Source organism: Bacillus sp. JJ1122 (assembly GCF_036964885.1).
GTDB lineage: Bacteria > Bacillota > Bacilli > Bacillales > Cytobacillaceae > Mesobacillus.
Genome location: NZ_JBALQL010000011.1, coordinates 1 through 16,754 on the forward strand (window position 1 = coordinate 1; position 16,754 = coordinate 16,754).

The window sequence follows — 16,754 nt, forward strand, 5'->3', positions numbered from 1 at the left end:
TGTCGGGGCTGACCAAGGCACTTACGCTTTTCTTTTAACGAACCGATTCTTTGATTGCTCAAAAACAGAATGATAAAATAGGTTCCATCCATTGCTTGGAAAGGGGATAAACTAAACGATGATAAAGGAAATAATACTTAATGATCAAGTTATCCTGGTAAGTCAGTATGAAGAAAATAAAATAAATGGATTTATTCAAGTTTCAATAGAGTTCAAGGTGACAAGTAAGGAATATCACGATATTACAACTCTGTTATATGAGGGTGAGTTTAATGTAATAGTGCCTGAGAGCAACCTGGAGTTCAAAGGAAGAATCGTGGAGTATTCAACCTCTGTTACCAATCTTTACGAAAGCGGACAAGTTGGGATTTTTAAATTAGTACTGCTGGAAAAAAAGGAGTAAACGATGAAACTGAGTATACTGGATCAAGTGCCTATTTCGTCTAATCAGAGTGCAAAAGAAGCATTGGAACAATCTGTTAAATTAGCTCAAGCTGCAGAACAACTGGGCTATGAACGTTACTGGATTGCCGAACATCACGATATGCCAGGATTAGCCTGTCCTGCACCTGAAGTAATGCTCAGTTACATTGGAGCTGGAACAAGCCGTATCCGGATAGGTTCTGGTGCAGTTTTACTGCCTCACTATAAGCCGTATAAAATTGCAGAAGTCTACAATCTGCTGGCTACGTTGTTTCCAGATCGGATCGATCTAGGAATTGGCAGGGCTCCCGGAGGTTCAGCAGGAGTAACAAGCGCTTTATCCGATCACTTTCTCCAAAATGTTTGGAACATGCCCTCATCGCTAAAGGAATTGCTTCATTTTATATACAATGATCATCCTGAAGACAGCGAATTTGCAAAAATAAATGCGGCTCCAATTCCGGATATTGCACCTGTCCCTTGGCTGCTTGGGACCAGCAAGAAAAGTGCTTTGCTGGCTGCAGAATACGGGATGGCCTATGCATTCGGATTATTTATGAGCGACAAGGATGCTGCGGAAATTTTAGATTGCTATTATCAAGCATTCAAGAATGGGAGTAATAGGAAACCGCGAACAATCCTCACAGTTACAGCATTTTGTGCAGAGACAACTGAACTTGCTGAAGAAATCGCCTTGAGTTCCTTAGTATGGAGCATCCAGAGAGGCAAAGGTAAAGGTCACTCCGGAGTACCTTCATTAGAGGAGGTAAAACAATATAGGCTATCAGAAACTGAAAAAGAAGCATTGGAAAAAATGAAGAAAAAAATGATCATAGGAAATCCTGATCAAGTAAAGAATAAACTGCTAGATTTGCAAAAGCAATATAAAACGGATGAAATTATGATTGTGACAATCACCTATTCACCTGAGGATCGAATCAAATCTTATCAATTGATTGCAAATGAACTGATAAAAAGAGAAACTGTGATTTAGTGGGAGTTCCCTCTTAACAAATTCTTCTTTTAAGGTATAATATTATCTGTGATAGGCTGTAGAAAAGACTATTTTAATATGGTAGTTATTGAGCTGCAGTCAACTGATATAAGTTGAAAGCGAGTGGGATATATGGGTCGTAAATGGAATAACATCAAGGAGAAAAAAGCGTCTAAAGATGCAAATACTAGCCGTGTCTATTCAAAGTTCGCACTTGAAATCTATGTAGCAGCAAGACAGGGTGAACCGAATCCTGAATCCAACCAGGCTTTGAAATTCGTCCTTGAACGGGCAAAGACTTACAATGTACCAAGAGTCATCATTGACCGCGCGATTGAAAAAGCAAAAGGCGGCGGTGAAGAAAGTTACGATGAGCTTCGCTACGAAGGCTTTGGTCCTAGCGGATCAATGATCATTGTTGACGCTCTTACAAATAACGTGAACCGTACTGCATCAAATGTCCGTGCGGCTTATGGAAAGAACGGCGGAAACATGGGAGTGAGTGGATCTGTAGCGTATATGTTTGATGCAACAGCGGTAATCGGCTTTGAAGGCAAAACTGCTGATGAAGTGCTTGAAATTTTAATGGAAGCTGATGTCGATGTTCGCGATATTATCGAGGAAGAAGACGCCGTGATAGTATACGGTGAACCAGACCAATTCCATGCGATCCAGGAAGCGTTAAAGAATGCCGGGATTAATGACTTTACAGTTGCTGAGCTGACAATGCTCGCTCAAAACGATATCACCCTCGATCCAGAAGCACAGGTACAATTTGAAAAGCTGATCGATGCTTTGGAAGACTTGGAAGATGTACAGCAGGTATATCATAATGTAGATTTTGGTGAATAAAAGATTAAGCAGCCCCTATGCGAATACGTGGGCTGCTTTTTTTTGCGTTTCGTTTGTGCCATATGGGTAAACTAATAAAAAATGGAGGGACAGCATGAGCAAAAATGATGAGCTGATTAACTCAATAAAGAAACATGCAGAAAGGTTTGATTCGGGTAAAGATCTCGATGCAATCATCAAGGCTGCTGCTGATGCAGACTTTGTTTTGTTAGGAGAAGCTTCGCACGGCACCTCCGAATTTTACACCATCAGGACAGAAATCACGAAGAGGCTGATTAAGGAAGAAGGATTTTCCTTTATCGCAGTTGAAGGTGATTGGCCTTCCTGTTTTACTGTCAACCAATATATAAAAGGCTATATACCAGGCGATGCATTGAGCGCTCTAAAAGATTTCGATCGTTGGCCGTCCTGGATGTGGGCAAATGAAGAGGTGCTGAAGTTAGTCGATTGGTTAAAAAAACACAATGAACATGCAAAGAATAAAATCGGCTTCTACGGTCTAGATATTTACAGCTTATGGGAATCAATGGAGGGAATTATCAGGCAGCTTGAAAAAATTTCACCGGATGAGGTTGACTCTGCCAAAAAAGCTTTTGCATGTTTTGAACCATTTGATCGACGTGGAGAAAACTACGCAATTTCTGCTGCTTATTATGGAGAAGATTGCACTGAGGAAGTCATCAGGGTATTGATTGACTTGCAAAAAAAACGCAAAACCTATCCCGAAGAACAAGAAGGAAATCTTAATTTAGAAATTAATAGCCTTGTCATGCTAGATGCAGAGAGATACTATCGAGCAATGGCCAAAGGTGGTGCTGAAGACTGGAATATCCGAGATACTCATATGGTAACCGCACTTGAAAAAATTAAGGCTGTTCATGATAAAGGTGCTAAGGTAATAATTTGGGAGCATAATACCCATATTGGTGATGCGAGGGCTACTGATATGGTGGATGAAGGCCTGATTAATGTCGGCCAGCTCTTAAGGGAGAAATATGGTGCCAAGGTATTTGCAGCTGGCTTTGGTACGTACAATGGGACCGTCATTGCCTCCCGAAATTGGGGAGGAACGGTAGATGTAATAGAGGTTCCTAAAGCCATAGCAGGAAGCTGGGAGGACGCACTCCATAAAGCCGGGGCATTTGATAAGTATCTATTGTTCAACAATGACAATGAAGAATTATTTGGGAAAGTCATTGGACATCGAGCAATTGGTGTAATTTATCATCCAGATTCTGAGCATCTGGGAAATTACGTTCCATCTAGAATTTCGAAAAGGTACGATGCATTCCTGTTTATTAATGAGACAAATGCATTGAAACCTTTGTTTTGAGCACTCACTTTTTAGGCCCTCTGGAAAAAATTCCAGTCGGGGGATTCCAAGAACGAAAGCAAATGAAATCATCAGACTTTGGTATTTTGTTAAGCAAAGCATTCAAGTTATTGGCGTTCTTTGAAAGGGATTGAAATGGGATTTAAAAAAAGAGTTTACATCTAAGAAAACGGTAAACTCTTTTTTCGTTCTATGAAAATTAAATTGACTTTAGTGCCACTTCAATTGGTGTGTCACCATTAATTAAATCAAATGATTTGTTAAAAGTATTCCTTTCTGTAAGGCTCGCCATAATTGTTAATGCCACATCTTCTCTTGGTATGCTACCTCTTTCCAGGTTTTCTGCTGCCAGAATCTTTCCTGTTCCATGTTCATTCACTAACCCGCCTGGCCTTACTATGGTATACGTGAGTCCGCTTTGTAAAAGGGCTCTATCCGCATAATGCTTCGCAACATAATAAGGTTTGATTGCATCAGACCAATTATGACGATTATGTGCCTGAAGGGCACTGACCATAATGAATCTGCTAATTCCCGCTTTTTGAGCTGCTTCAATAGTCTTAACTGCGCCATCCAGGTCAATCAGCAATGTTTTATCGAAACCAGTATCCCCTCCAGATCCTGCAGTAAATACTAATGCATCACATCCAAATGCCGCTGTTGATAGTTCCTCTACAGTGCTATCAAGACTTGCAATGGCTGTCTCTACTCCCGACCCTTCAAATGCAGCAGCTTGTTCTGGCTTCCTAAGCATCGCTCTAACAGTATGTTCCTTACTATCGTTCAGCATCTCTACAAGCAGTTTGCCTATTTGTCCGTTAGCCCCTACAACAAATACTTTCATAAAAAAGTCCTCCTTCTGTTTTCAACTAAAAGTCTTATGTAATGTACCCATTCTTTAACACTTGTAAAAGAATTAGGTTCTTAACAATCAAATAATTATCTACACCATAGAAACTTAATAAAAGAAAGGGTTGAGGTAATGGCAAAATGGAGAAAATAAAATATTATAATGGATTGCAACCGAGTATTGAAAATAAATAAAAGATAGGCGTTGCTTGTATATGGGGGCTGTAGAACGAAACGGTTACGTTTTTGAACCGGAATATAGTGTCATTAGTCAAAATGGTGCGATTCACGTTTATCATAAAGGACAATTTATTGAAGAAATTAAATTTTCTTATCAAGGGAATTTCCCAGAACTGGACCAAATTGAAAATTTAATTGACATGTACTGTGAACGGCATGGAATTTAATCTTAGCAGTGGCTCCTAATTTATTGAAGCCGCTGTTTTTTTAGTGATGGATCTTTTGAGCTGGCTCTCTAGTTTCTGCAAGGGAAAACTTATCTGAAGTTATGGTATATTCATGTTAATATTGAATTTTTCTGGAGAGTGATGTTTCTATGGAGCCTAGGGGAAAATGGAATAGTAAATACACTGATATCATAGCCAATATAGAAGAACGTGTACCCAATGAAAGGCTGCTGAAACTTTCCCCTTACTTAAAAGGGGGATCAGCGATAGACATTGCCTGCGGATTAGGCTGGAATAGCTTTTTTCTTTCAGGAATTGGTTATAAAGTTACTGCCGTGGATATTTCTGATGTGGCTATTAACTTTGTAAGTAAGCAAGCTGAAAAGAAGAGATTGGAAATAAGGACTCTTGTTGCTGACATGTCAAAAGGAACAGGCTTTCATTTTAAAAAGGACTCATATGATTTAGTATTGATAACTTATTATTTGGATCGATCCCTATACTCAAAAGTTAAAGATATTGTTAAGATGAATGGATATTTGTTTATGGAAACCTTCTATAAGACCGGGCCAGGAAGTAAAAAGACAATCACTGAAAAGTACAAACTTGAGTCAAATGAGTTGTTAGAGGAATTCAAGGATTGGAAGATTCTTTATTATGAAGAATGTGAGCAAGAAGGCAGGCAGTCTATCTTTTGTAAAAAACAGGAATATCCTGAAAGCAAAAACAGGCTTTAGCCTGTTTTTGCTTGTTTATTTTCAGCTTGATTATAAGCAATTATTTTCCGGTCAAATTTGATAGCCACGAATAGGAAAGAGCTGGCTGCAGCAAATCTTAGAATGGAAATTACATTCATTGCTGCGTTCATACCCATACCGTTCAAGAGAAAGACACCGGTCTGGGGTGCAATAAACCCAACGATTGACAGAAGGAAATTATAATTGGCGATATAATTGGTTCGGTCAGCTTCAGGGGATGCTTTTAGAAGCTGATTGAATAAAAGTAGGTTTGTACCTGATACAAAAAGACCGATCCATAGGTTTATTAAGGTTAAATAAATAAGATTGTCAGAAATAACCGTCAAGGCTGGTACTGTCGCCATCCCTGCTGCTGCAATAAATAAAACGAAGCTGTTGCCCCGCCGATTTGCGGCATTTGCCCACCATTTTATACTGATAATTTGTGCAAGTTGGTTTGTCACCGAGAATAAACTTAGCCATAGTGCAGTTGCATCCGCTTCTTTTATTTGATAAATGCTGAACAGAGACCAGGCCATCTGGGAAGAAAAACCGAACATCAGTGCGGAAATGACAAAAGCAAGAAATGGTTTATGCTTGTATACGTTCATTGATAATGTACGATCGTTCGAAGTTGCTGAATTTTTCTCTTTTGGCTTTTCAGATTCTTTATGTTTGATGAGATAGTAAACTTCCAGTACAGCAAAAATAAAGGCAGCAAGGAATAAGATCTGATATGGGAATGCACTGTCCTTTTGGAATTGCTGTAAAAAGAGTCCCGTTGCAAAAGTAACTGCCATTGCTGCAATCGTATTATATCTATTACGAGAACTGAAAAATTCACCTCTCCGCTTTTCAGGTACCAGTTCACCTATCATGGACTGCCACGAAAGGCCAGATAAGGCACCCGGGAAATTCAGTAAGGCGATAATCACAACGAGTGCCCAGGCAGCATAGTGACTGCCAAGAAACGGGACAAATAGAATCAGGCTAAACAACAACCTGGTCAATAAAGTTGAGATGACTGCGAAATTCTTTTTACTATGCACACTATTTAGCCAAATAGCCCCCGGAATCAAAGCCAACATTCCAATTATGGAAGGTAAAGAGGATATTAATCCAATTTGCTGGTTGGTTGCCCCTAAAACCCCTATTGCAAACAATGGAATATAGCCATTCACCATATTCGTGGAAACAGTGGATGCCAGGCCATTGTATATACTAAACTTCTCATTTTCATTAAACTTCAAGTCTTGTTGACTCCTTTCAAATAAATCACACGAATTGGATTGTACGATTTTGCTTCTCATGGGGCAAGATGTGAAAAGAAAAACAGTTATTATGGCATACCTTCTCAATTGAGAACGAAATGATTAGAGAGGATTAATAACGATAATGATTTTACATTTTTTGCTTAGTAATTATACAATTATGAGCCTTTCTATTTAAGCATCCATTAACGGCATTGGGATTTTCTGAATTAAATGGTACAAACTACTTGAGGCTGTTTCTTTAATACATGGTGGTTGCCCTCATTGCTAAATGGATAACAAACTTATTTAATGCCTCAGGAAATAGTAAAATAAAGCAGTTAATTGACGGATATTATTAAAAGGAACTTAATAGGATGTGAATGTAAAAAGAATAATTTGACACTCTTTTTCTTTTAAGTGAGCTAAACTAAAAAAAGCAATAACAAGGGAATTAAAAACATATAATGAAATTGTGGCATTACAGGAGGGGTAGATATGTATAATATTCTGTTATTTACAGATTCAGGTGTAGATGATTCGTTGGCACTTATGTATGCCCTTTTGCATCCTGAACTAAATGTAGTTGGTGTGGTAACTGGATATGGGAACATAACCAAGAAACAGGCAATTAATAATACTGCATATTTACTTAAGCTTGCTGGCAGAGAAGACATTCCGATTATTGCGGGATCAACAGGTCCTCTGTCTGGAGAACTTGCTACATTTTATCCGGAAATTCACGGTCCAGAAGGACTTGGCCCAATCAGGCCGCCTGAAGATTTAGGGGAAGTAAAGGTATACGATATCAACAAGATCCTTGAGATTGTTAAACAATACGCCAATAATCTGGTTATCGTTGGAGTAGGGAGGCAGACAGATCTTGCAATTCCTTTAATTCTCTACGGTCGGGAAGCTTTTGAGAGTGTCAATGCTATTTACATTATGGGTGGAGCATTCCTTGTGCCGGGAAATGTCACTGCTGAAGCCGAGGCGAACTTTTACGCTGATCCTATTGCAGCGAATCAAGTACTTGAAAAGGCCAGGAATGTGTTTTTACATCCATTGAATATTACCAATAAAGCGATTATCCCTCCAAATGTTATCGATTATCTAGCCGAGAACAGCCGGTCACCATTTAAGGATTTGATCAAACCAGTGTATGACTATTATTTTGAAGCATATAAAAAGAATGTCCCTGGCATCCCGGGTGCACCTCTTCATGATGTAATAACATTAAGTGCACTTGTAAATCCGAATCTAGTAAAATATTTGCCGCGTAGAGTAAGAATTGAACTTTTTGGAGGAGCAAGAGGCAAAAGCATGGCAGATTTCCGGCCAAAGCCTGAGCCAGAGCCGGAAGCAACACTCGACTGGATTGGTATGGAAGCGGATATTCCAGCATTCATAGAGGATTTCACTCGTGTATTTATGGATAGCAGTAAAGCAGGAGAATATAATTCCGCTGTCCCATAATTGGAAAATAAACAAAAAATCTCAAGCCCAGCAATACTGGGCTTTTACTTTCACAAACTCTGATTTACTCCTTCAGCCTTCTTCTGAATGCCAATGGAATAATTCATAACAAAGATACTTGTGGTAATCAAAGTTCCGTGGAAAATCCACACCATTTTAGGCAGTGATAAAACTTCAAGTAAAATAGGTGCGACTACAAATCCGAGAGCAAATCCAATGGATTTTAACAGCATTCCGACTCCAAAGATTCTTCCACGAATATGGTTATCCGTTTTTTGTAAAATGGTAGCATGCAAGGTAGTGAAGCATGCATCAAAAATACCTGTAAAGAAGGCAAAGGATAATACAATCCAGAGGTTTAAATTGGATAGGAAAGTGATAAAGCCTGCTGACATAAGCATTGCAGAGATAAAGAAAGTAACATATAGACGCTTTCCTGTTAGTGACGGTAACTTAGGCAATATCATAGTCGCCAACACGGAACCGATCCCCCATACGCCCCAGATTAAGCCGTAATAAAAGCTTTGCTTACCAGCATTGATATTCTCTGCCAATAACGGAATCCCTAAGTTATGCGAAGCACCAGCAAAAGCACCTACAAGGAAAACGATATTAATCATTAGAAGCATTGGTGCCAGCATGATAAATGAATAGACTTCTTTCAAATCCCTGACAATGGTATACAATTTGTCTTTAAATCCATTAGCTATGGCAATTTTCTCTACTGTGACCGTCGTTTCCCATTTCATTTTTAATAAAACAATGGCAGAAATGATATAGGTCGCCGCGTCAATCAGTAAGGTAACCTGATATCCGAGGAAATCAGTTATCACCCCAGCACCGATAAAACCAAAAACTAAACTGATCGAGGTTAACCGCGAGATTAAAGCGTTCGTTTCAAGTACCTTATCCTGACCAAAGATTTGCGGAATCTCCGCACTATAGCTGACTGCAAAAAAGCTGCTTGTCAATCCAATTAAAAAACAGACAATCAGGATCATCATTGGATGTGGAAAAGGAATCAAACTCAGGATAATGATTGCACGGAATACGTCAGTCCAAATCATTATTTTCCTGCGGTCAAAGCGGTCGGCAAGTACCCCGGAAAATAAACTAGAGATTACTCCGCCGAGTGTACGAACTGCCATAGTGGCCGCCAGCCAGGCTGAGTTTCCAGTAGCTGCATACATTAAAACATTTATTGCAATCAGATCCATAAATGTTCCTAAATCGGAAAAAGCTTTTACATAAAGAAAAATTTTGCGGTTCATAATGTCTCCCTTAAGCTTGATGTAAAAATGCAGTCTGTTTTATTTTAAAGATTTTGAATATACTTCGCAATACGAAATTTTAAAAAATAAATTTATTTAAGTAGGGAGCGCTAAGCTATTTTTTAATCGGTATATTTGAATGATTTTGTTAATAAGAATTGAGCGAATGAATTTCTTTATAGGGGGAATTGGAATGAATGAAGATGAATCCTTATTACATGCGGATACGGGCGTTACATCTTTATTGTTTGTTGAGCGATCGTTAAATGAAATTCGTTTCTGGTCGAGGATCATGAAGGAACACTCTTTATTTCTTCGGCTAGGATTTCGAGCAGAGGATACTCAACTTATCCAAGAAGCAAATCAATTTTACCGTTTATTTGAAAGCATTGAACAGACAGCTCATTCTTTTACCAATCAAACAGATCCTGAACAAATAAGAAGATTTAATTCAGAAGTGCAGCAGGCGGCAGCAAGTATTTTTGCCTTTAAACGGAAAGTGCTAGGGCTAATTCTAACCTGTAAATTGCCAGGGGCAAATAATTTTCCGCTATTAGTTGATCACACAAGCAGGGAAGCGAATTATTTTAGAAAACGATTGATTGAACTAAACGAAGGTAAACTGAAACCACTTCCTGATGCTATTATTAAAGAAAATGTTTTCTTCTTAAGGATTATGGCCGACCATGCAAAATTTATTGGTCATTTGCTAGATCCGTCCGAAAGAAAACTAATTGATATAGCACGTAATTTCAGCAACGATTTTGATCAGCTCATGTATCAAGCAAGAGACCTAGAATCGATGAAACCGCAATCACAAACAGTTCCTTTATTAGATCAGTTCCTGGATCAAAATCGTGTGTCAGTATCTTCTCTAAGAGATTTCAAGAAAACGGCCCGTGATTTAATTGAGCAGTGCAAAATAAAGAGTATCATTCATCCATTATTGGCTGACCATGTGTTCCGTGAAGCGGATAGATTCTTAGAAATAATTGATATGTTCGATGCGCACCTTACAGGAGGAAAACCACAAATGCCAGAGTAGAAGATAAATTTAATTGGGCTTTTTAAATAATTCTTATTAAAAGTATCACCGATTTAAAATGGTTAATTAAACGCTAGATAGGTGGCTTGTTTTTTTAACCATTCAATTAGAAAGGCAACGGACCTATTATGGGTGTTGCCTTTTTTGTTTTTCTGAAAAATGATTTGTTAATCTAGTTGTTATTAAACTTAATAGCGAAATTCAATCAACTCTTAAGATTGATGGTCTTAAGTTTTTGGCTTCTCATTTGCAGAAGCCGTGCAGGAGTTTGTTTTTCGGAACAATGTAAGCAGAGTTAAAATCGAAGTTAAGGGAGCACAAGAATGGCCTGAAAGATTCCCAGGAGGACATGGTGGGTATGCTTTTGGTGAAACAGATGTAACTCAGATAAAAAGGTTACTGTTTGAAAGGAAGTTTGGATCTAATTTAGAGTGATAATTTTTTATAAATTAGAAAAAAATAATGTTTAGGAAAGGAGGGATTACGAATGTCTTTGAAAAAGTGGATTAAAGGTTGGGTCGGTTTTCTTGCAATGGTTATGGTTGTGACAACTACAGGCTCACTCAGTGTTTTTGCCGAATTCGGTGTTGTAACCCAACCAATGGAGAATGTAAATGCGATTCAGGTAGAATTGAATGATGTTTATTTTAATCCTAAAGTTATCACGATTCCAAACGGAACAACTACAACGTTGATATTGAGAAACAAAGGCAAGAAAGAGCACACTTTTACAGTGGAAAAGCTTGGAATTGACACCGAGGTCCAGCCAGGAAAAGAAAAAAGCATTTCCGTAAAACCAGAACAGGCCGGTACTTATGAACTGATATGTCGTTACCATTTCCAGGAAGGAATGGTTGGGAAAGTAATAGTCAAGTAAAAAGCAGGGCCAATATGGCTTTGCTTTTTTTCATATACCAAGAAAATTTTAATAAAAGTGTATATCCTTAGTATTGTCGGTTAAGTTTTAGAGAGATTTATTATTAATTATATATTTTCTACACAGGAAATTTTTGTTGGAAATAGTGAAAATAGTTCCACTTCTAATAAATGATAAATATAATGTATGGTAAGGTATATTCCGTTTATTATGAGGTGGAAAGGTGTATTTTTTTAAGCCTATTTCTAATGAAGTTCGTTTAATTCAATAAACGAAAAAAAACGGTGAAGCTCATTTTAGGGTCAATTTTTGCCTGTATTGCTGCTTTTCTACAGGCTGCTGGTGGCTTTTTACCAGGTATAGGATATTTTTTATCTCCGCTTGCCACTGCACCTATTCTGTTATGTTCCATGTTTTCCATTCCACTTGGAGTAATGTCCTACTTTCTGACCATAATGTTGTTATTCATCCTGCAGCCAAGTGAATTAATTGTATTCCCCTTTACAACAGGATTGTTAGGACTTGGCATAGGAGCATCTTTTTACTTTTTTAGGAAGAGATTAAGTATAATTGCTACAGGTACAATTCTTTTAATGTTAGGAATTATCATTCTGTTATTTATTTTCCACTTTCCCGTTTTAGGTCCAGCAATCTCTGATACCTTTTCATTGCTTACAACCGTATGGATCTTTTTATTTGTTTTCCTTTATAGCTGGTTATGGGTAGAAATTGCTTTGAAAATTTTTAAAAGAATAAAATTGATTAAGTGATCCTTCAAATCAGCCCATTTTAAGGAATTGCCAAGTAGTTAAAAGCCCCAATTCGATACCTATGGGTTATATGACATTTTTAATTTTAAAAAGGTTTATGGGAATTAGCTCGAAAACATATATTAGAAAAACAATTTTTGGGATATCAAATTATCCAATTTTCCTTACATGAAAATAAAAAACCAAGGGAGCCTAATTGCTACCTTGGTTTTATTTTGTTTAAATTAAATCTTACTCCCCTATAAGAGATGTACCTAAATGAGATAGTAGTCATCATCTATGGAATAATTTCAAAAATAGTACCTTGGTTAAAGTCAGTCACTTTCATCGAGCCATAAACCCCTAAAAATAATCTGGTTTGATCTTGATTCGCTCCCAGATTAACATAATAAGCAGATTCAGACCCGAAATTATAATCGATTTCAATAACACTATAATCATTTAGTTTACTATCTGGTGTTACCCTGGTATAAGCTAAAACTCCTTTAACCGGAGTTGGCGATTCTTCCTTGCGGGCTAAATCGGTAAACACAACGCTTCCCGTTAAAGGCGGGATTCCTTTGCCCATATATGGATGGACTCCAGTAAGGGCAGTTCCCCCAAACTTATCTGGTCGGGGATCTTTGTGATAATAACTAGTTAAAGGCTGAATCCGCCTAACTGATGTTTTAATTGCTTCATTGTAATAAACAATGGTTTTCTCATCCAAATTCGAATCTGCAGAGCAAGCCATTTTAATCGAAGTAGGAAAAGCACCTTCCCAACCTCGCCAACCAAAGTTAATAGACATTTCTTGAGCGGGTCCAGAGTTCATTATAAGCTCAGTAACCGGTATGGGTTGATAATGAACGAATGAAAAAATCGACTCTGCCAAATCCTGTCCGACATTTCCCACATATTTAATATAATGATTATTATACCTTTGAAATGTAATCCCCGGTATATTGCGAACACCTTTGGCAATTACAGTAAGTGTTTCCTGAATTGGTGCGGGTAGTTCAGTAAAACGAGTGACTACGGGTGGATTATTGAAAGATGTATTTTTAACTACATCAATTTCAATTATTTTACCCGCGATTTCCATATCATCCTGACTTAAGTTAAATGGATCATAGCCTAAACCACCATCTCCTGTTGTTAAAACAAGTTTTCCTGTTTCAGGTGAAAAGTTTAAGCTATTGACACCATTATGATTAAAAAATGGCCTTCTTATGTTAAGCAATGTACGCCGTTTTTGAGGTTGTCCATTCGCTTGTAGAATCCATTCTTCTACTGTATCTATATGATCAAATTGAGTTTCTCTATTAACCCATCTCCGATTTATAGTTTTGGGATCACAGGGGTCAGGTATAGAAGTTTCAGGAAGTGCACCTGGACCTTGTGTTCCAGCTACTGAATAATGAAGATAAAAAAGCCCGTTGTAATAAAAATGGGGATGAAATGCAACTCCTAATAATCCCCGTTCATCATATCCACCACCTTGAACACCAAGTTTGAGCACTTGTGGGCGAATATCTAAAAAAGTTTTAATGACTCCGTTACCTATATAAAAAATTTCTCCTATTTGGGTTGCAATAAATAATCTTTCAATTGAGTCTCCCGGTAGAATTGTTGTTTTCAAAACTGTGGGTAAATTTATCTTGCTAACAATGGGTCGTAAACTTACCTTAACTTTTTCCAATTAACTTTTCACCTCTATTTATTGTTTTCTTTAATAAGAATATGGTTAGAAATTCTCCATTAGTACCAGAACAGGGTTATGGAGAATGACAAGGCTTTGCACCGTTATAAAGCAGCACTAGGTAAGTTAAGGGCATATGAAACGGTAGTTAGACTTGACCTTTCCTCGATTGATTTCCATCTCCCAACTTCTTACAATTGAAAAAATGCAGGTGGCATATCTAAGCTTTACAGTGAGTGAATTTGAGTGTGAACCTTCTGATCGAGAATACTTAGAAACTATTCATTATCATTTCCGATTTTCTTCCAAACACTGTAATGGATATTCATTCAGCAGGGTCACATTTTCTGGTTTCCTGAAATCTATAACCTCCCTTGAATGAAACAGATATCATAGGAAATCATTAAATTAGTACACATTTTTGGAGGGTAACTATGAAAACTTCTGATTTGCTTGTTCAATGTTTGGAAAACGAAGGAGTGAGATACGTTTTTGGGATATTCGGCAAGGAAGTATTAGATATAGCAGACTCATTGTCCAGGTCAACATCGATCCAATATGTTCCGGTGCGCCACGAGCAGGGGGCAGCATTTATGGCGGATGTATATGGGAGGGTAGCTGGAGAACCTGGCGTTTGCCTGGCTACCTTGGGTCCTGGTGCCACTAATTTATTAACAGGAGTTGCAAGTGCCACATTGGATGGCTCACCTGTTGTGGCGATAACTGGACAAGCCGGAATGGAAAGACAGCATAAACAGTCTCATCAATTTATTGATATAGTGAAAATCTTTGAACCAGCAACGAAATGGTCAGTTCAAATTAAACAGTCAGAAACGGTTCCAGAAATTATCCATAACGCTTTTCGGAAAGCAGCAAGTGAAAAGCCTGGAGCAGTGTTAGTAGAATTACCAGAGAACCTAGCATCAAAGGCAATCTCCAGTAAAGCCATTCCAAAAATTGCTGCTCCAACTGTCATCCCATCGATGGAGGCAATCGCAGAAACAGAATTAATTCTTAAGCAGTGTCAAAAACCTTTTATCCTGATTGGAAACGGGGTAATTAGGCAAGGGGCTAGCGAAGCATTCCAAAGTTTTGCTGAACAGCTTCAAGTACCAGTGGCAAACAGTTTTATGTCCAAAGGGGTTATACCAAAAAATCATCCTCTTAACTTCTTTACCTTTGGTTTCAAAGACAATGATTTAGTATCAGAGGGAATAGCCGAGGCAGATTTACTTATTGTGATTGGACTGGACTTGATTGAAAGCCAACCGAAAGACTGGAATAAAAATAAGGTTCCAGTTGTGCATATCCATTCCCAAGAGGCTGAGTGTGATGAATATTATCCTGTTTGCAGTCAATTGATTGGTGATTTGAAACAAATCTTTAAGCTTTTGAAAAATAAGAATATAGTTCCAAAAGAATGGCTTCCCGCCAACAGTCTTAAAGAAAGGAAATTGCAAGGCAACCAAGTTTACTGGAATGAAAAAACGATTAGTAAACAGTCTCAAACGACCAGGAATATTCTCCATATAATCGAAAAGCACACTGACGAAAACACCATTGTCCTATCTGATGTTGGTGAACACAAAATGGAAATAGCACGTTACTTCCATCCTGACAGGCCTGGACAATTAATCATTTCAAATGGATTGGCATCCATGGGAATTGCCTTGCCAGGATCTATAGGGGCAAAATTGGCTGCGCAAAATAAGAAGGTTATTTGTATAACAGGAGATGGAGGACTCTTGATGAACGTGGGGGAAATCGAAACAGCAAAAAGACTTGGATTATCATTTGTGATCATTTGTCTGAACGATTGGATGCTCAAGATTGAAAAAAAGATGATGGAACAGCAGTTTGGCCACAGCTATGGTGTCAATTTCAGCAATCCGGATTTTGTTCAACTGGCTGGCAGCTTTGGGATAAAGGGGGTAAGGGCGAATAGCCTTACTGAGCTTGACAGCATTCTTTCCCATGAAATCTCGTCACAGGAAGGAATTGTATTGATTGATGTACCAATCAGCGAGGAAAAAATTCAAGCTTATTAAGAATAAGGACGGGGTTTAACCTAATATCTTTTATTAGTAGGTGTGCCTAATGGAAGGTAAAGACAGATGGGTTCGAGTTATACTGCCAGTAGATATAGTTATTCCGCAAGGCTATATGATTGAAGTGTTTTCAGACTAAGCAGGACGACTTATTGTAAGCAGTCCTGTTTTTTTTCTGTTAACAATTAAGCATGTTTATGATGTAACTGGCAATGAAATCGTACATAACACCTGTTTTGGAGAAGGATAAATAGCCTGTTAGGAGATTACTATAGGTGTAAACCAGGGGAACAGAAAGGAACCGAACAATTTGAGGAGATTTTTTCAGTTGTTCTGAAATATAACGGTAATATATATACACATTTTAAAAACGAGGATCTAAAAATGCAATCAATAAACTTAATATGCCAAAAAAACTCTAAAAACTAAGGTAGGTAAATTCTCTTTAAGAAATATTTAAGAAGGTAAATTCTTTTCAAAAAGTTGCAAGGGTTTTTGAGCAGTAATCAAAGTTATTGCTCTGAAACACTTGATACGAAGGAATGTAGGCAGATTCTCTTCAACTAACACTAAGGATAAAGAAGGGGATAGTAAATTCACTTTATCAAATGATATTTTATTCTAGTTTACATAACATAAATTCTAGGAAGTTCTATTAAAACTAATGCTAATCATCTCAATTACTAAGTATACTTAAGTTAGTGAGATGAAATTAAAATTTTTAGTAGAATGATCAATTAT

The 16,754-nt window shown here is 37.8% G+C and carries 15 protein-coding genes; 11 read left to right on the plus strand and 4 right to left on the minus strand.

Going from position 1 to position 16,754, the window contains the following annotated elements; translation table 11 throughout:
- Positions 1–118: 118 nt before the first annotated feature.
- From V7201_RS07005 to V7201_RS07020, 4 genes are all read left to right on the plus strand, one after another.
- Positions 119–403, plus strand: coding sequence for a DUF3219 family protein (locus V7201_RS07005; protein ID WP_335376080.1), 285 nt, complete (start codon positions 119–121; stop codon positions 401–403).
- Between the two features lie 3 nt (positions 404–406).
- Positions 407–1,417, plus strand: a complete 1,011-nt coding sequence (locus tag V7201_RS07010) for an LLM class flavin-dependent oxidoreductase (protein WP_335376081.1) — start codon at positions 407–409, stop codon at positions 1,415–1,417.
- A gap of 132 nt (positions 1,418–1,549) precedes the next feature.
- On the plus strand, positions 1,550–2,269 hold the full coding sequence (locus tag V7201_RS07015; protein ID WP_335376082.1) for a YebC/PmpR family DNA-binding transcriptional regulator: 720 nt from the start codon (positions 1,550–1,552) through the stop codon (positions 2,267–2,269).
- A 94-nt stretch (positions 2,270–2,363) separates the two neighbouring features.
- The gene (locus V7201_RS07020) at positions 2,364–3,602 is read left to right on the plus strand and encodes an erythromycin esterase family protein (protein ID WP_335376083.1); all 1,239 of its coding nucleotides are present in this window, start codon (positions 2,364–2,366) and stop codon (positions 3,600–3,602) included.
- Positions 3,603–3,801: 199 nt separating this feature from the next.
- Here V7201_RS07020 and V7201_RS07025 read toward each other — a convergent pair whose 3' ends face one another.
- Positions 3,802–4,446 (minus strand): SDR family oxidoreductase, encoded by a 645-nt coding sequence (locus V7201_RS07025; protein ID WP_335376084.1) that lies wholly within the window; start codon positions 4,444–4,446, stop codon positions 3,802–3,804.
- Positions 4,447–4,666: 220 nt separating this feature from the next.
- Between V7201_RS07025 and V7201_RS07030 the strand changes: the two genes are divergently transcribed.
- Together V7201_RS07030 and V7201_RS07035 are read left to right on the plus strand one after the other, a co-directional pair.
- Positions 4,667–4,858, plus strand: coding sequence for a YbxH family protein (locus tag V7201_RS07030; RefSeq protein ID WP_335376085.1), 192 nt, complete (start codon positions 4,667–4,669; stop codon positions 4,856–4,858).
- 149 nt (positions 4,859–5,007) lie between these two features.
- Entirely contained in the window at positions 5,008–5,595 is a 588-nt protein-coding gene (locus tag V7201_RS07035; RefSeq protein WP_335376086.1) for a class I SAM-dependent methyltransferase, read from the plus strand.
- On the opposite strand, the gene V7201_RS07040 is transcribed toward V7201_RS07035, so the two are convergent.
- Complete coding sequence (locus tag V7201_RS07040) at positions 5,592–6,845, minus strand: MFS transporter (protein WP_335376087.1); 1,254 nt, start codon at positions 6,843–6,845, stop codon at positions 5,592–5,594. The two genes, V7201_RS07035 and V7201_RS07040, sit on opposite strands and share 4 nt — an antisense overlap.
- 498 nt (positions 6,846–7,343) lie before the next feature.
- Here V7201_RS07040 and V7201_RS07045 point away from each other — a divergent pair, with 498 nt between their 5' ends.
- Positions 7,344–8,321, plus strand: a complete 978-nt coding sequence (locus tag V7201_RS07045; RefSeq protein ID WP_335376088.1) for a nucleoside hydrolase — start codon at positions 7,344–7,346, stop codon at positions 8,319–8,321.
- Between the two features lie 50 nt (positions 8,322–8,371).
- Here the strand turns inward: V7201_RS07045 and V7201_RS07050 are convergent, their stop codons facing one another.
- Positions 8,372–9,592: an MFS transporter gene (locus V7201_RS07050; protein WP_335376089.1), complete on the minus strand. Its 1,221-nt coding sequence runs from the start codon at positions 9,590–9,592 to the stop codon at positions 8,372–8,374.
- 193 nt (positions 9,593–9,785) lie between these two features.
- Here V7201_RS07050 and V7201_RS07055 point away from each other — a divergent pair, with 193 nt between their 5' ends.
- The 3 genes from V7201_RS07055 to V7201_RS07065 all read left to right on the plus strand — a co-directional run bounded on the left by V7201_RS07055 (position 9,786) and on the right by V7201_RS07065 (position 12,284).
- Positions 9,786–10,637 carry a DUF2935 domain-containing protein gene (locus V7201_RS07055; protein WP_335376090.1) on the plus strand — a complete coding sequence of 284 codons (852 nt, stop codon included), beginning with the start codon at positions 9,786–9,788 and terminating at the stop codon, positions 10,635–10,637.
- A 487-nt stretch (positions 10,638–11,124) separates the two neighbouring features.
- Complete coding sequence (locus V7201_RS07060; RefSeq protein ID WP_335376091.1) at positions 11,125–11,514, plus strand: cupredoxin domain-containing protein; 390 nt, start codon at positions 11,125–11,127, stop codon at positions 11,512–11,514.
- Between the two features lie 284 nt (positions 11,515–11,798).
- Positions 11,799–12,284, plus strand: coding sequence for a hypothetical protein (locus V7201_RS07065; protein ID WP_335376092.1), 486 nt, complete (start codon positions 11,799–11,801; stop codon positions 12,282–12,284).
- A gap of 277 nt (positions 12,285–12,561) precedes the next feature.
- Here V7201_RS07065 and V7201_RS07070 read toward each other — a convergent pair whose 3' ends face one another.
- Complete coding sequence (locus V7201_RS07070; RefSeq protein WP_335376093.1) at positions 12,562–13,965, minus strand: PQQ-dependent sugar dehydrogenase; 1,404 nt, start codon at positions 13,963–13,965, stop codon at positions 12,562–12,564.
- 434 nt (positions 13,966–14,399) lie between these two features.
- Between V7201_RS07070 and V7201_RS07075 the strand changes: the two genes are divergently transcribed.
- The gene (locus V7201_RS07075) at positions 14,400–16,013 is read left to right on the plus strand and encodes an acetolactate synthase large subunit (RefSeq protein ID WP_335376094.1); all 1,614 of its coding nucleotides are present in this window, start codon (positions 14,400–14,402) and stop codon (positions 16,011–16,013) included.
- Positions 16,014–16,754: the final 741 nt, after the last annotated feature.

What these genes read in the sequence shown, in the direction of transcription:
- V7201_RS07005 (WP_335376080.1), top strand. Translation starts at nt 119, where the DNA reads ATGATAAAGGAAATAATACTTAATGATCAAGTTATCCTGGTAAGTCAG.
- V7201_RS07010 (WP_335376081.1), top strand. Translation starts at nt 407, where the DNA reads ATGAAACTGAGTATACTGGATCAAGTGCCTATTTCGTCTAATCAGAGT.
- V7201_RS07015 (WP_335376082.1), top strand. Translation starts at nt 1,550, where the DNA reads ATGGGTCGTAAATGGAATAACATCAAGGAGAAAAAAGCGTCTAAAGAT.
- V7201_RS07020 (WP_335376083.1), top strand. Translation starts at nt 2,364, where the DNA reads ATGAGCAAAAATGATGAGCTGATTAACTCAATAAAGAAACATGCAGAA.
- V7201_RS07025 (WP_335376084.1), bottom strand. Translation starts at nt 4,446, where the DNA reads ATGAAAGTATTTGTTGTAGGGGCTAACGGACAAATAGGCAAACTGCTT.
- V7201_RS07030 (WP_335376085.1), top strand. Translation starts at nt 4,667, where the DNA reads ATGGGGGCTGTAGAACGAAACGGTTACGTTTTTGAACCGGAATATAGT.
- V7201_RS07035 (WP_335376086.1), top strand. Translation starts at nt 5,008, where the DNA reads ATGGAGCCTAGGGGAAAATGGAATAGTAAATACACTGATATCATAGCC.
- V7201_RS07045 (WP_335376088.1), top strand. Translation starts at nt 7,344, where the DNA reads ATGTATAATATTCTGTTATTTACAGATTCAGGTGTAGATGATTCGTTG.
- V7201_RS07050 (WP_335376089.1), bottom strand. Translation starts at nt 9,592, where the DNA reads ATGAACCGCAAAATTTTTCTTTATGTAAAAGCTTTTTCCGATTTAGGA.
- V7201_RS07055 (WP_335376090.1), top strand. Translation starts at nt 9,786, where the DNA reads ATGAATGAAGATGAATCCTTATTACATGCGGATACGGGCGTTACATCT.
- V7201_RS07060 (WP_335376091.1), top strand. Translation starts at nt 11,125, where the DNA reads ATGTCTTTGAAAAAGTGGATTAAAGGTTGGGTCGGTTTTCTTGCAATG.
- V7201_RS07075 (WP_335376094.1), top strand. Translation starts at nt 14,400, where the DNA reads ATGAAAACTTCTGATTTGCTTGTTCAATGTTTGGAAAACGAAGGAGTG.